Genomic DNA, 15,017 nt, shown 5'->3' on the forward strand with positions numbered 1-15,017 from the left:
TTCGCCTCCGCGGCCCCGCCGCGTCGTACGGCGTCAACCTATGCGGCGGAGCCGCCCCGGAGCACGAGCGTAGACCGAATGTCCACGCACCCCCGCGGGAGTCGAGCACCCGTGGCCGTTGGGCGCCCGCACGCGCCGACCACCGCGCGCCACCGCACCGACGCGCTCCGGGGGCCGGCCGGCCCCGGGCCCGGAACACCCGTCCAGAAGCCCCGCCGCACCTTCCGCGCGCCGCCCAGAAGCGCTAGAAGTCAACACTGTTCACATCGGCGCGCCGCCCGGTGCCCCGTCCCCGTCCCCGCTCCGCCGCCGGCCGCTCCGGCTCCCCATGCCCGCACGTCCCCTCTGCCGCCCCGCGCGGCGCCCCGCCGCCGCGGCCGTCGCCGTCGCCGCGCTGCTCGTCCTGCCCGCCGCCGCCTCCGCGGCGCCGTCGGGCACGACCACACTGTCCACGCTCGGCGCCACGCTCGACAACCCGTTCCTGACCGTCGCCCCGTCCGGCGGCGCAGTCGGCGCCGCCCAGCCGTTCACCGTCCCGGCCGGCGTCACGCACCTGGACCGCGTGGTGATCCGCTCCGCGTCGCAGACCACCGGGATCCGGCTGCTCGTGCGGCGCTGGGACGGCGACCGGCCCGCGGGCCCGGTCCTGGCGTCCAGCACCGGCCCGACCTTCACCGGCCCGACGCCTCACGTGGACGGCACCTACGCCCTGCCCCGCGTGCCGGTGACCGCGGGGGACCGGCTGGCGCTGCTCATCACCGGCAGGTCCGACGACGGCACAGCACCCTACGACGCCACGCTCGCCCAAGCCGTCCGCAGCGCCCTGCCGGGCGAGGTCGAGTGGGTGACGACCGAGACCGACCGTTCCCGCTGGGACACCTCCCCCTGGATCCGCGCGGACTCCGACCCCGCCGGCCTGCTCGCCTTCGCCGTCGACTTCCGCGCCGGCGCCCTGGACACCGCGGGCGACGGGGCGTTCGGCACCCAGCCGGCGGGGGGCCTGTCGCCCGCGCACCGCGTGACGGTCACGAACACGGGCCTCGGCGACCGCACGCTGCGCCGCCTGGTCGTCGACGGCGACGACGCGTCGGCCTTCCTGCTGACCGGCGACGACTGCACGGGCGAGACGCTCGCCCCGGGCGCCCGCTGCACCGTCGGCGTACGGTACGCACCCGCCGACGCGACCGACGGCACGCAGCGCGCCGCCCTGCACGCCGTCGACGCGGACGGCGTGGCCGGCGAGCCCCTCGCCCTGACGGGGACCGCGGCCCCGCCGGCGGCTACCGGCCCGCAGGGCCCCGCCGGGCCGACCGGCCCCCAGGGACCCGCCGGCCCCGCGGGCGCCGACGGTGCGCCCGGCGCGGCCGGGCCGCAGGGCCCGGCCGGCGCCGACGGCCCCGCGGGCGCCACCGGCCCGGCCGGCGCCACCGGGGCGACCGGCGCCCCCGGCCCGGCCGGCACGCCAGGCGCCACCGGCGCGCCCGGCCCCGCCGGCGCCCGCGGCCCGAAGGGCGACCCCGGCCCGCAGGGCGTGCCCGGCCCGGCCGGCCCGATCGGCCTGACCGGCCCCGCGGGCGAGGACGGCGCCACCGCCGTCTACCGCTGCCAGCCGGCCACCCGCGGCGGCGACTACGCCACCGCGTGCTTCGTCACGTTCGCCGACCCCGCCGGCGCGCGCACGCGGCGCACCGTGCGCGTGCGGATCACCCGCGCCGGGCGCACCGTCGCCACCGGCACGCGCACCGTCCGCTCGCCCCAGGCCCACCGCGTGGCGCTGCGGCTCGTCCGCGGCGCCGAGCTGCGTCCCGGGGCGCGCTACCGGGTGCAGGTGTCCGTCGCCCGCCCCGGCCACCGGCCGCGCACCCTCAGCCGCACGTTCGTCGCGGCCGCGCCGAAGGGCGGCCGCTGATGCCCGCCGTGCGCCGCCTGGCGGCCACGGCGGCCGTCGCGCTGGCGTGCGCGGCCGCCGCGCCGGCCGCCCACGCCTCCACGTTCGGCAGCGGCATCGCCAACGGCGGCTTCGGCTCGGGGCGCTACATCACCGGCCAGTCCTTCCGCATGCCCGCGGGCGAGCCGTTCCTGCACGAGCTCACCATGGGCCTGATCGACGTGCCCGTGGGGGCCGTGCCCACCCTGGTGCGCTACGAGGACGGCGTCACCGGCCCGACCGTGTGGCAGGGCCAGCCCCTTCCCGACGGCGTCTGGTACGAGCCGCTGACCGTCCGTCCCGACGTGCTGCTGGAGGCCGGCGCCCGGTACGTCTTCTACACGACGCACTCGGTCGACAACGGGGTGATCAACCCAGCGCGCCCGTACCCCGACGGCGAGGCGGTGTACCTGGACGACGCCGGCACGGTCCTCGGATCCGCCGGGCAGAACGGCGGCTTCCTCGCCGTCGCGCAGACGCCGCGGTTCGCCCCCGACGCCACCGACCCCGTCGCCTGGGGCGCCCAGCCCGCCGGCACGCTGGGCGCCGCCCGGACCGTCACCTTCACGAACGCCTCGGCGGACCCGGTCGCCGTGCGGCGGGCGGCCGTCACCGGGACGGACCGCGACGACTTCGTGCTCGCCGGCGACGACTGCGGCGCCACGACGGTCCCGCCGGGCGGGACGTGCACCGTGACCGTGCGGTTCGGCCCCGCCGACGACACCGGTCGCGGCTCCCGCACGGCCGACCTGACGCTCGTCTCGGGCGCCGACGACCACAACGCCCCGGTCACGCTGACCGGCACCGCCGGCCCCGCGCCGACCGGCCCCGCCGGGCCCGCGGGACCCGCCGGCCCGGACGGTCCCGCGGGCGCCGCCGGCGGCACCGGCCCGCAGGGCCCGGCCGGGCCCGCCGGCGCGGACGGCGCGTCCGGCCCCGCCGGGCCGGAGGGACCGGACGGCGCCGCGGGCGCGCCGGGCCCGCACGGCCCCGATGGCGCCCCCGGCGCGCGGGGCCCCTTCGGCCCGGCCGGCCCGAAGGGCGACCGCGGCGACGCCGGGGCGGCCGGGCCGCCCGGCCCGCGCGGCCCCGTCGGGCTGCGCGGCCCCCGCGGGCGCGCGGGCCTGACCGCGATGTACCGGTGCGCCCCCGCGCAGGGCGGCGAGGGAGCAGCCCGCTGCGCGGTCGAGCTGTCGCGCGCCACGGGCACCCGGCGCGTGCGCGTGACCGTCACCCGCGCCGGCCGCACCGTGGCGTCCGGCACCCGGACGCTGCGCCCGGGCGATCGCCAGCGCGTGCAGGTCACGGCGCGCCGTGCGCCCGTCCGCGGCAGCTACGGGGTGCGGGTGATCGTGCGCGAGGCCGGGCGGACGACGGTCCTGACCGGCCGCTTCCGGCTGCCGGGCGCCCGCTAGTCGCGGGCCCGGTGGTCGGCGTGCCGCATGCTCGTGGCGCCTGCCACTAGCGCTCGTGCCGATCGAGGCGTACAGTCGTCGGTGGCCCTATACAAGCGATCGAGGAGCCACCGTCGTGTCGACGCCCCCCACCACCGCAGCCATCCCGCTCCGCTCCGCCGTCGTGGCCGGCCTCGCCGGGCCGGTCCTGGCGCTCGCGCTCGGCGTGGGCGTCGTGGCGGCCGCCGCGACCTCGCCCTACGCCGGCGACCACGGCTTCGTCGCGCCGATCAGCGCCGCCCCGGTCCGCTGAGGCGCGCCCGGCGGGCGGGGCCGGCGCCCCGACCCGCCGGAGCCGTCGCGGCGGCCCGGGGCCGCCTCGGCGCCCCGGGCGCCGCCCTACGCCTGCGCCGTCGCGACGGTCGCGCCGGCGAGCTGCGTGCCCGCCTCGACGAGCGCGCCGTCGGCCAGGATCAGGTGGTCGCCGACGCGGCAGCCGGCGCCGACGGTGGCGTCCTGCCCCACGACGCACTCGCGCAGCTCGGCGTGCTCGGCGACGCGGGCGCCGGGCAGCAGGATCGCCCGCTCCAGGCGGGACCCCGCCTCGACTACGGCGTGGGCCGCGACGACGCTGCCGCTGCCGATCACCGCGCCGGCCCCGACGCGGGCGCCCGCCTCGACGAGCGCGTCCGGGGCGACGGTCGCCGTCGCGTGCACGTCGGCGGCCGGGTGGACCGGACCGCCCGCCAGACGATCGACGACCGCGGAGCGGACGCGGCCGGCCAGGACGTCCGCGACGCCCTGCACGTAGCGCTGGGGCGTGCCGATGTCCATCCAGTACGCGCCGCGGTGCACGAAGCCGTGCAGCCCCTCGCCGACCAGGCGCGGCCAGACCTCGCGCTCGATCGAGACCTCGCGGCCGGCCGGGATCAGGTCGAGCACGTCGCGGTCCAGCACGTAGGCGCCGGCCGAGATCAGGTCCGTGTCGATCTCCTCCGGCTTCGGCTTCTCGAGGAACCCGGTGACGCGGTCCCGGTCGTCCAGGCGGACGAGGCCGTACGCGGTGGGGTCCTCGACGGGCACGAGTCCCAGCGTGGCGCGCGCGCCGGTGGCCTCGTGGGCCCGGATCTGGGCGGACAGGTCCATGTCGGTCAGGACGTCGCCGTTCAGGAGCACGAAGCGCTCCTGCAGGTGCTCCTCGGCCATCTTCAGCGCGCCGGCGGTGCCGCGGGGCTCCGGCTCGAAGACCCAGGTCACGTGCACGCCGAACCGGGAGCCGTCGCCGATGGCCTCGACGACCGCGTCGGACCGGAACCCGCAGCACAGGACGACGTCCGTCATGCCGTGCCGGGCGACCCACTCGAGGGCGTACGCCAGGAACGGCCGATCGACGATCGGGACGATCGGCTTGGGCCGATCCGCCGTCAGGGGCCGCAGACGCGTGCCCTTGCCGCCGACCAGGATGACTGCCTGCATGGGTCCCTCCGGGGGGTTCGGGGCGGCCACGCCGCCGGGTGCCGGGACCCGGCCGATCGCCGCGTTCCCGCTCGTGTGGTCGGGAGTTCTACGGCGGCACCGTGAGCGGGGACGCAGCGGTTAGCCATCTGTTCGGTATCGGTCGCCGCCCGCTGCAAGACGGCGTGCAGCGGGGGCCTCGGCCCGCGACCGGCGACGCACCGCCACCAGGCCGGCGACGATCGCGCCGTCCAGGGCGATCCAGGCGATCACGAGCTCCGCGAGCCATCCCATGCGCGTCCGTACGCGCGCGGGCGCGCAACGGATGCGGATGCGGAGGCGGAGGCGGCACGACCGCGGACGCGGGCGGCGACGCCGACCACGCCGACGTTCAGGGCGATCCACGACGCCAGCAGCACGATCCACGGCATGCGCGGGTCCGTACCCGGCTCGGCGACCGGACATGCGCGGCCGTCGGGCGTCCAGTACGTCCGCGTGCCGCCCGTCGCGTCCCGTCGCCCCGGGCGCATCCGCCACGGCGACGGGGGCGTAGGTTGAGGAGCGATGCGAACGGCGTTCCGGTGCGGTCCCGAGGCGAAGACCGCGCAACCAGGGGCAGACAAGGGGTACGCGCGCTGTCATCCTGCTCCAGAGACGCGGCGGCCACCCGAACGCCACCGGATCGATACGGGGCGGCGGGAAGCTCCCGTCGTCGTCGGACGCCTCCCCCGCGCCCCGGTCGCCGAGAACCCCGATGCCGCCCCGCAGACCAGTGGACGGATGATGGACAACCGTCCATTCCGCCCCCGCTCCGATCAAGGTGCGCCGCCCGCGCGCCGAAGCTGACAACGGTGCGCCGTTCTGGCACCCCACCCGCCCCATGACCCGCGACACACCGTACGAGCCCCCCACACCGCCCACCTCGGGCTCGTACGTCGAGATCCCCGAGATCGACCCGATGACCACGCGCCCCGCCGACGTCCCGCCCCCCGGCTCCGCCTCCGACGACGCGCCGCCGGCCAACGCCGTCGAGCACCTGCTCCGCGTCGCCGAGCGCCTGGGCCGCGAGCTCGCGGCCACGCAGCAGGCGCTGCGCCAGCTGGCGGGGCAGCTCGCCGCCGTCGATCCGAACGCGATCCTGCCGCCCATCCCCGACTCCACGCCCGCCGCGCCCTCGCCGGCGGCGCCCGCCGAGGGCGTCGGCGCGGCCGGCGCCGCGCCGGCCGCCGCGGGGCCGGGCGACCACGACCCGGTCGCCGAGCCGCCCCGGCACCGCGCGTCGAACATCCCCCGGCGCCGCGCGGACCACGTCGCGCTGCCGCCCATCGACCCGCTCCAGGCGGCCGCCGCCGCAGCGCCCGCCCCGGGCAGCACCCCCAGCCCGTGGGCGTACCCGCCGCCGTACGCGCCGGCCGCCGACCCCTACGGCGTGCCGTACCCCGGACCGGCCGCCCCGGCCCCCGAGCCGGCCGCGCCCGCGACGCCGCCGGTGACGCCCCGGCCGGCGTTCCCGCCCGCGGGCGCCGCCGCGCCGTTCCCGCCCGCCGCCGAGCCGGCCGCGCCGCGCGACCCCGCGCCCTACCCCTTCCCCGCCCCGGCCCCGCCCACCCCGGCGGCGGCGCCGACGTCGCCGTCCTGGCCCGCGGCCGTCCCGCAGTCGGGCGGGTTCGACGACGAGCCCGAGCCGTTCGGCCACAACGCCCGCACCCGCCACGTCGCGAGCCTGGCCGAGGTGCCGCTGCTGAGCGCCGGCGAGGTCGAGGCCATGATCGGCCCCGTCTTCTCGCTCGACGAGCTCGACGACCTGGACGCGCGCATCCGGGCGCTCCACGGCGTCGAGGACCTGGCCGTCACCGCCTTCGAGGGCAGCGACGTCCTCCTCACCATCACGCTGGAGCGTCCGCTCCCGCTCGCCGGCATGCTGCGCACCGAGCTCGGCCGGCCGGTCGCGTCGTGCCGCCTGGTCGAGGGGCGCATCGTGGTCCAGCTCGAGACGGAGGCGGCATGAAGGCGCTGCTGGTCTCCCTGGGCGTCGTCCTCGCCTTCGGCGTCTTCTTCGCGGCGTTCCTGGTGGCGCCCGCGATCGTGATCCTGCTGGCCTACGTCGTCATGACGTGGCAGGCGAAGCGGCGCAAGAAGCGCGCCCAGCAGCGGGCGGCCGCGCCCGCCCCGGCCCCCGACGGAGCCTCCGCATGAGCGACAACGTCCTGCAGCTCGTCCCGGTGGGCGACCACGAGCCCCGGCCCTCGCTGGCCGAGGCGTGGGCCCGCCGCACGGCCCAACGCCGCGGCCTGGAGTTCGTGGTCCTCGGCGACGAGCACCACGGCCCGCTCGTGGCCCAGCTCCTGGACGAGCGCACCTGCCGTCGCCTGCTCGCCCTGCCGACGGGCCTGCGCGACGGCGCCGTCGAGGTCGCGGTCGCCAACCCCGACCAGGAGGACCTGCAGGCCACGCTCGAGGCTGCCCTGGGCCGGCCGGTCCGCCTGCGGATCGCGGCGAGCGACGCGCTCGAGCGCGCGATCGCCAAGCGCTTCAACCGCCCGACGGAGGACGCCGCGCCGCGCCTGCGGCAGTCCCTGCTCGGCGACGTGCTGATCACGCAGGGCGCCGTCTCCGCCGCGCAGGTCGACAACGCCCTGCGCGCGCAGGAGGAGACCGGCGGCCGCCTGGGCGAGCAGCTGCTGCACGCCGGCGTCATCGACGAGCACGCGCTGCTCCGCGCCCTCGCCGAGCTGCACGACGTCGAGGCGATCGACCTGGGCGCCGTCGACCCCGAGCCGGACGCGCTCGCCGAGGTCCCCGAGGCCGTCCAGCGCGAGCTGCACGTCGTCCCGCTCGCGATCCGCGAGGGCGAGCTGCTGCTCGCGGCGTCCGACATCCTCACGCCCGAGAAGCGCGCCCGCCTGCAGGGCGAGACCGACCTGCGCCTGCACGAGCTGCTGGCGACGGCGACCGAGATCGACCTGATCCAGCAGCGCGTCAACCGCGACGCCTACTCGCGCACCGCCGTCGCGCGCCTGCGCGAGACCAACCCGCAGGACTCGGGCGATCGCGTGACCACGCGCGGCCAGCGGGTCGCGCTCGCCGTCATGGGGCTCGTCCTGGCCGCCTGCCTGGTGCTGTGGACGATGACCACGCTGATCGTCGTCGTCGCCGCCCTGGGCCTGTTCCACCTGGCGGTGTCGCTCTACAAGCTGCGCCTGGTCCTCGGGTCGCTCGGCGAGCACGCCGGCGTCCACGTGTCGCAGGAGGAGGTCGACGCGATCGACGACGCGACGCTGCCGGTCTACACGATCCTCGTCCCGCTCTTCCACGAGGCGGCCGTCGTGCCCGCCCTCGTGCGCGGCGTGCACGGCCTGGACTACCCGCGCCACAAGCTCGACGTGCGCCTGCTCTGCGAGGAGGAGGACGACGAGACGATCGACGCGATCCGCGCGCTCGACCTGCCGCCGCACTTCAAGCTCGTCATCGTCCCGGACTCGCTGCCGAAGACGAAGCCGAAGGCCTGCAACTACGGGCTGATCCAGGCCGAGGGCGAGATCACGGTGATCTACGACGCCGAGGACCGGCCGGACCCGAGCCAGCTCAAGCGCGTCATCGCCGCCTTCCGCAAGTCGGCCGACAACGTCACCTGCATCCAGGCGAAGCTCAACTACTTCAACTCCGAGCAGAACCTGCTGACGCGCTGGTTCACCACGGAGTACTCCATGTGGTTCGACCTGATGCTGCCGGGCCTGGACAAGGCCAAGGCGGTCATCCCGCTCGGCGGCACGTCCAACCACTTCAAGACGGCGGACCTGCTGCGCCTGGGCGCCTGGGACCCGTTCAACGTGACCGAGGACGCCGACCTGGGCGTGCGCCTGTACAAGGCCGGCCTGGAGACGGCGGTCATCGACTCGACGACGTACGAGGAGGCCAACTCGGACCTCCCCAACTGGGTGCGTCAGCGCTCCCGCTGGATCAAGGGCTACTTCCAGACGTACCTGGTCCACATGCGCAACCCCGTGCGCCTGTGGCAGCAGATGGGCCCGAAGGGCTTCATCTCGTTCCAGCTGATCATCGGCGGCACCTTCACCTTCCTGATCAACCCGATCTTCTGGGGCCTGACGACGCTGTTCACGCTGACGCAGCTCGACGTGATCCGGCAGCTGTTCCCCGGCTTCATCTTCTACGCGGCCGTCGTCCAGCTCGTCGTCGGCAACTTCGTCTTCATCTACGCGAACGTCGCGGGCACGATCCACCGCGGCTACTTCCGCCTGGTCACCCAGGCGCTGTTCTCGCCGATCTACTGGGGCTTCATGTCGATCGCCGCCTGGAAGGGCTTCTGGCAGCTGATCACGAACCCCTTCTACTGGGAGAAGACCGAGCACGGGCTCGACGCCCACCACGCGCCGGCGACCACCGCGCCGGCCGGGAGCGCCAAGTGAGCACGCAGGCCCCCGAGCTGCCCGTCCCGCAGCGTCCCGTCGCGCCGATCCTGGACGCGGCGGCGCCCCGTCCGGTCGGCCAGGGCTCGCGCCGTCGGCCCGACGACGTGCCGGCGCCCGTCCACGTGGGCGGCGTGGAGACGGCGCTCGTCTTCCTGCTGTCGTGGCTCGTCTTCGCCGCGATCGGCTACCGCGTGGTGATCACGCAGCACGTGGTGCCCGGCGACGCGCTGGACCTGATGAGCCGCGCGTTCTACGTGTGGCACAACGACCCCGCCAAGCTCGCCGCGATCGGCTTCACCGACCCGCCGCTGCAGACCATCGGGCTGCTGCCGTTCGCGATCGTCAAGCCGCTCGCCAGCTCGCTCGTCGCGCTCCCCGTGGCCTCGGGCTTCTGGGGCGCCGCGGCGCTCACCATGCTCCACCGCACGATGGCGCGCTGCGGCCTGGGGCTGCCCATCCGGGTGGTGGGCGTGCTGCTGATCGGCCTGAACCCCCTGTGGCTCTTCTACGCCACCACGGGCATGCCGGACATGATCTACGTGTGGGCGCTCGCCGCCACCGCGTACTTCCTGATGACCTGGGCCATCGAGGACCAGGCGCGCTTCATCGCCGGCGTCGGCCTGTTCCTGGCGCTCCTGGCGATGTCCCGCTTCGGCTTCCTGGCCATGGCCATCGTCCTGGCGGCCGTGCTCGCCTGGGTGCTGGCCGCGCGCAACGCCGACGAGGACGAGCAGCGCGGGCTGCTGACGACGCTGCTCTCCCCCGTCGGAGCGATCCTCGTCGTCTGGGTCATGGCGTGCTGGATCATCGCGTCGAACCCCTTCGGCTGGCTGCTGGACGCCCGCCCCTTCGGCGGCACGAGCCGCTCGAACGGCGCGCAGCACGTCGAGCTGGCGCCGTTCCTCGAGCACCTGGGCGTGCTGACCGCCGGCGTGGCGATCACGGCCGCCCTCGGGCTCCTCGGCCTCGTCGCCCGCGCGAAGAACCGCGACAACGTCGCCGCCGGCATCCTCGTGCTCGCCCTCACCGGCATCGCGCTCGTCGCCGGCAACGCGCTGGTCCACGACGACATGTCGCTGCTGACGCTGCGCGCCATGCTGCCGGTCGGCGTGATCGGCACCGTCGCCGTGATCTGGCTGGCCCGGGTCGACGGCGCGACCGGCCGCATCATGGGGCTGATCGCGCTCGCCATCGCGTTCCCGGCCGCCGCGCTCGCGATGGATCGCTACCCGTACCAGAACCTGGAGCAGGCGTTCCTCCGCGCGCTCGTGCAGCAGACAGACCAGGAGGGCACCAGCTCGCGGGGCGGCTACCCCGTCGGCATCCGCGCCGAGCAGCGCATGGCCGCGTTCGTGAAGGTCATGGCCGGGCGCCGCCCGGACGCCGTGCTGGCCGACAACTCCACGACCGGCGGCGTGATCCTGCTGACCGGTCGGCCCGAGGTGTTCCTGGACCGCGTCGACCACGGCGACGCCGCCTTCCTGCGCACCCTGCAGAACCCGTGGGGCGCGGTCCAGTACCTGCTCGTGACGCGGCGCCAGGAGGACAGCGTCGCGACGACCTACCCCGGCGTGGCCCAGGGGCGGCGCCCCGGCCTGCGGCCCGTCTTCTCGTACGGCGGCTACACGCTCGTGTCCGTCGCGCGCACCGACCCGACGAAGACCCGGCGCACGCCCGCCGCGCCCGGCGGCGCGGCCGCCGGCCCCGGCACCACCGGCGGCGCCGCCGCCGCGGGCTCGACCGGCGGCACGACCACCAGCACGACCGCGCCCGGGGGCAGCCGATGAGCCGTCCGTCCGCGCGCGCCCTGACCGCGCTGCTGACCGTCGCCGCGCTCGCCGCCGTCGGCTGCGGCTCGGACGACGACGGTGCCGCCGCCCGGCCCGCCACGACGGTCCGGGCCGGCGCGGCCGCCCCGACGACCGTCGACATCGGCGGCCGCCAGCCGTTCGCCACGACCAGCGCCTGGAACCGCACGATCGGCTCGCTGCCGCCCGCGCCGCACTCCGCGCGCATGATCAAGATCGCGTCGGAGTCCCCGCTCGCCACCCGCGACCGCACCAGCCACGACCGCGAGCGCAACAACCGCAACCTGTACGTGAACACCACGGGCTGGGCGCCCGGGGTGTACCGGGTCGGCACCGGCTCGACCGTCAAGATGGTCTGCCGCCAGGGGGCGTGCGGCCGCAAGGGCGATCCGCCGCCCGCGACGCTGACGCTGCCCGCCGACGCGGTCCCCGACCCGGGACACGACGGCTGGCTCGTCCTCGTCGACGAGCAGGCCGGGATCGTCTGGGACCTGTGGCGCGCCCGCCGCGGCGGCGACACGATCGCCTACGCGTTCGCCCGCAAGTGGCGCCTGACCGGCGACGGCGCCGGCCCGCTCGCCCAGAACGGCACGCCCCGCGCGCCCAGCCTGCGCGGCTCCGGCCTGCCGATGCTGGGCGGCCTGATCCGGCCGGTCGAGCTGCGCTCGGGCACCATCCCGCACGCCCTCGCGATCGCGATCCCCAACCCGCGGGCCGGCCGCTTCGTGCGGCCCGCGTCCACGACGAACGGCCTGGGCTCCAACCGCTCGGTGCCGGAGGGGGCGCGCCTGCGCCTGCGCGCGTCGGCGGTCGCCCGCCTGCAGCGGCGCGACGAGCTCAGCCCCGGCGCCACGGCGATCGTCCAGGCGCTCATGACCTACGGGGCCATCGTCGTCGACCGCGCCGACTCCCCCACCCTGTACGCCCAGCGCAACGGCGACTACCGCACCGTGCTCCGCGGCAACGACCTGGCCGCGATCAAGCTCTCCGACTTCGACGTGCTCTCCACCGGATCCCTGCAGCTCGACCCCGACGCGCCGCCGGAGGCCACGCGATGAGCCGCCGCCACGCCGCGGCCGCGCTGGCCGCCCTGAGCACCCTGCCGTTCGCCGCCTGCGGCGTGCAGACCAACGCCGAGGTCGTGCAGGGCGACCGCCAGGCCGCCGAGGCGCGCCAGGTGCGCGAGCAGCAGGACGCCGCGACGGTCCGCAGTCGCCGCGCCGCGCTGCCGACCCGGCCCGACGGCGTGCTGGCCGTCTCCACCCGCACGTCCACGTCGATGACCGCCCACGCGGTCGAGCGGATCCACCGCCTCGGCACGCTGACGACCCAGACGTCGGTCGCCCCGACCGACACCGGGTTCGCCGACCTGTGCGCCGGCCGGGTCGACCTGCTGCAGGCCGGCCGCCGGATCTCGGCGGCCGAGCAGGCGCAGTGCGAGGCCAACGGCCTGGACGTCGGCCGGCCGGTCACCGTCGGCTACGCCACCGCGGTGCTCGTCACCCGCAACGGCACCGACATCGGCGGCGACTGCCTGACCATGGGCGGCGTCCGCGCCCTGCTCGGCCAGGGCTCGACGGTGCGCAACTGGCAGCAGATCGGCTTCTTCGACCGCCGCTTCGCGGCCGCGATCAACCGCAACAGCGCCGCGGTGCTGCAGGCGCTGGGCGTGCGGGCGCTGAGCCGCCAGCTCGGCGGCGTCGCGCTCAACCAGTTCCGCAGCGACCTGCAGGCGCTGGAGTCGAGCTCCGACGTCGGCGCCTTCGTGGCCGGCGAGGACCTGCTCGAGCGCCTGGACCGCGAGACGGCCGCGTACGTCCGCCGCCAGGCCGACACGCGCCGGGCGGCCCAGTCGCGGGCGATCCGCAACGCCGAGGACGCCGCCGCCCGCCGGGTCGTCGCGCAGATCCGGCGCGAGAACCGCGCGCGCGAGCGGCGCAAGGAGGCCGTCGGCGACCCCGACGCGCTCGAGCGGCGCAACGCGCAGCGGGTCAACGCCGCCAAGCGCGAGGCCCGCCGCGAGCAGGACCGGATCAACCGCCGCGAGCTGGCCCGCGCCGGCCGGCAGTACCGGGCCGAGCACCTCGAGGCGGCCCTGTCCGACGGCCGCCTGGGCCTGGTCAGCTACCCGTACTACGAGGCCCACGCCGACGTGCTGCGCCCGCTCGAGATCGACCCGCGGATGCGGGCCTCCGCCGGGTCCAAGCCCGACTGCCGCTTCCCGTCGCAGGACACGATCGCGTCGCTGCAGTACCCGCTCACGATCCCGCTCTACATCTACGGCGACAAGCGGATCCGGCAGGGCGCGGCGGCGAAGCAGCTGCTGAAGGTGCTGCTGGACCGCAACGCCGAGCTGGCCGCCCAGAGCGACGTCGCGGGCCTGTCCCTGTCGGCGATCGCCCGCACCCGCCGCGCGCTCGGCCTGGCGTCGACGACCACCGGCACGACCGCCGGCGGCACGAGCGCCCCCACGACGACGTCGACGACCCCGGCCCCCGCGACCGGCGGCGTGCCCGGCATCAACTCGCCGTCGGCCACCCCGGGCATCGGCGGGGAGGCGACGCCGTGACCCGCGTCCGCCCCGCCCGCGCCGGCGCGGCCCTCGCGGCCTCGGCCGCCCTCGCGCTGAGCGCCTGCGGCGGCAGCGCCGGCGACGACGGCCCCGCCCCGCCCGGCGTCGCCGGCGCCCCGCGCGCCGAGCAGCAGCTGGCCGGCATCGGCGGCGACGCCCGCCCCGCCGACACGACGACGAACACCGCCGCGACGCGGGCGACGTCCCGGACGGGCTGGCCGCGCTCGCTGTCCATCGGCCTGATCGACCAGGAGGACGGCGCCGCCAAGCTGCGCGGCCGCGCCCCCTTCGGGCTGCGCTGGCACTACCTGTCCGGCGGGGCCGGCACCGACGGGTCCTGGGACACGTGGCGCACCGGCGGCGGCTCCTACGCGAGCGCCTACGTCGAGGACGCCCGCGCGAACGGGACGATCCCGTTCCTGTCGTACTACGTGCTGCAGGAGACGCCGCCCACCGCGTCCGCGCCCGACGAGACGCAGAAGGTGCTGCGGGGCCTCGCCAGCCGCAAGACGATGCGCGCGGTGGTCGCCGACCTGCGCCTGGCGCTCACGCGCATGGGCGCCGCGGCCGGGGACGGCCCCGCCGTGCTGCAGGTCGAGCCCGACCTGTGGGGCTACGTGCAGCAGCACGCGGGCGGCGCGGGCGGCGCGAGCACGCCGGCCCGCATCAAGGGGACGGACCGGCGCGCGAAGGGCCTGCCGAACACCGTCGCCGGCTTCGCGCGGCTCGTGACGCGGATCCGCGACGAGGTCGCGCCGAACGTCCTGCTCGCCTACCCCGTGTCGATCTGGGGCACGAACAAGGACATCGTCGGGTCGGACCCCTCCGCCGCCGACGTCGAGCGCATGATCGGCCTGTCCACCGCGTTCTGGCGCTCGCTGGGCCGCCCCTTCGACCTGCTGACCTTCGAGTTCGCCAACCGGACCGCCGGCTACCAGGAGAAGGTCGACGGCGTGGCCGCCCGGGACGCCCAGTGGACCGCCGAGAACTACGACCGCCACGTCGAGTTCGTCCGCGGCGTGCTGCGCGGGACCAAGCGCCCCGGCGTGCTCTGGCAGGTCCCGCCGGGCAACACCGTCTCGCCGGTCATGGACGACACGCCGGGCCACTACCGCGACGACAAGGTGCAGGCGCTGCTCGGCGCGCCCGGTCGTCCGCTGCTGCGCCGCTACCGCGACGCCGGCGTCGTCGCCGTCCTCTTCGGCTCGGCGTTCCCGGACGACACCTGCGCGTGCGTGCGCACCGACGACCACGCCACCGCCGGCGGCGGCGAGGACGACGGCGGCTACCTGACCGAGCAGGTGCGCCGCTACGGGCGCGGGGCGCTGGGCACCAGCCGCCGCGTGCGGGTCGTCACGCGCGGGAAGTAGCCCGCGCGCACCCCGGGCCCGGCCGGCCGGCGCCGGCCGGCCGCGCCACGGGTCGCCGCCG

11 protein-coding genes are annotated in these 15,017 nt (G+C 76.8%); 10 read left to right on the plus strand and 1 reads right to left on the minus strand.

All coding sequences use genetic code 11. The features are described from left to right. Window positions 1-328 precede the first annotated feature (328 nt). The 3 genes from J3P29_RS20490 (at window position 329) to J3P29_RS15150 (ending at window position 3,634) form a co-directional block, all read left to right on the plus strand. On the plus strand, window positions 329-1,909 hold the full coding sequence (locus J3P29_RS20490; protein WP_210494651.1) for a hypothetical protein: 1,581 nt from the start codon (window positions 329-331) through the stop codon (window positions 1,907-1,909). Then, a complete protein-coding gene (locus J3P29_RS15145) occupies window positions 1,909-3,342 on the plus strand; it encodes a choice-of-anchor D domain-containing protein (RefSeq protein WP_210494653.1) in 1,434 nt (477 codons plus the stop codon). The genes J3P29_RS20490 and J3P29_RS15145 overlap by 1 nt, the downstream gene beginning before the upstream one ends. Window positions 3,343-3,457: 115 nt before the next feature. Beyond that, on the plus strand, window positions 3,458-3,634 hold the full coding sequence (locus tag J3P29_RS15150; protein ID WP_210494655.1) for a hypothetical protein: 177 nt from the start codon (window positions 3,458-3,460) through the stop codon (window positions 3,632-3,634). Window positions 3,635-3,720: 86 nt separating this feature from the next. On the opposite strand, the gene J3P29_RS15155 is transcribed toward J3P29_RS15150, so the two are convergent. After that, window positions 3,721-4,797 (minus strand): NDP-sugar synthase, encoded by a 1,077-nt coding sequence (locus tag J3P29_RS15155; protein ID WP_210494657.1) that lies wholly within the window; start codon window positions 4,795-4,797, stop codon window positions 3,721-3,723. 859 nt (window positions 4,798-5,656) lie between these two features. On the opposite strand from J3P29_RS15155, the gene J3P29_RS15160 reads away from it, so the two are divergent. The 7 genes from J3P29_RS15160 to J3P29_RS15190 are packed head-to-tail and all read left to right on the plus strand — an operon-like array spanning window position 5,657 to window position 14,956. Beyond that, window positions 5,657-6,784, plus strand: coding sequence for a hypothetical protein (locus J3P29_RS15160; RefSeq protein WP_210494659.1), 1,128 nt, complete (start codon window positions 5,657-5,659; stop codon window positions 6,782-6,784). Then, window positions 6,781-6,972: a hypothetical protein gene (locus J3P29_RS15165; RefSeq protein WP_210494661.1), complete on the plus strand. Its 192-nt coding sequence runs from the start codon at window positions 6,781-6,783 to the stop codon at window positions 6,970-6,972. The genes J3P29_RS15160 and J3P29_RS15165 overlap by 4 nt, the downstream gene beginning before the upstream one ends. Beyond that, the gene (locus tag J3P29_RS15170) at window positions 6,969-9,203 is read left to right on the plus strand and encodes a glycosyltransferase (protein ID WP_210494662.1); all 2,235 of its coding nucleotides are present in this window, start codon (window positions 6,969-6,971) and stop codon (window positions 9,201-9,203) included. Before J3P29_RS15165 ends, J3P29_RS15170 begins: the two co-directional genes overlap by 4 nt. Beyond that, a complete protein-coding gene (locus J3P29_RS15175; RefSeq protein WP_210494664.1) occupies window positions 9,200-10,993 on the plus strand; it encodes a hypothetical protein in 1,794 nt (597 codons plus the stop codon). The genes J3P29_RS15170 and J3P29_RS15175 overlap by 4 nt, the downstream gene beginning before the upstream one ends. Further along, window positions 10,990-12,072: a hypothetical protein gene (locus J3P29_RS15180; protein WP_210494666.1), complete on the plus strand. Its 1,083-nt coding sequence runs from the start codon at window positions 10,990-10,992 to the stop codon at window positions 12,070-12,072. The genes J3P29_RS15175 and J3P29_RS15180 overlap by 4 nt, the downstream gene beginning before the upstream one ends. Next, window positions 12,069-13,583 (plus strand): hypothetical protein, encoded by a 1,515-nt coding sequence (locus tag J3P29_RS15185; protein ID WP_210494668.1) that lies wholly within the window; start codon window positions 12,069-12,071, stop codon window positions 13,581-13,583. Before J3P29_RS15180 ends, J3P29_RS15185 begins: the two co-directional genes overlap by 4 nt. Beyond that, complete coding sequence (locus J3P29_RS15190) at window positions 13,580-14,956, plus strand: hypothetical protein (RefSeq protein WP_210494670.1); 1,377 nt, start codon at window positions 13,580-13,582, stop codon at window positions 14,954-14,956. The genes J3P29_RS15185 and J3P29_RS15190 overlap by 4 nt, the downstream gene beginning before the upstream one ends. Window positions 14,957-15,017: the final 61 nt, after the last annotated feature.

The organism is Patulibacter sp. SYSU D01012, from assembly GCF_017916475.1.
Lineage (GTDB): Bacteria > Actinomycetota > Thermoleophilia > Solirubrobacterales > Solirubrobacteraceae > Patulibacter.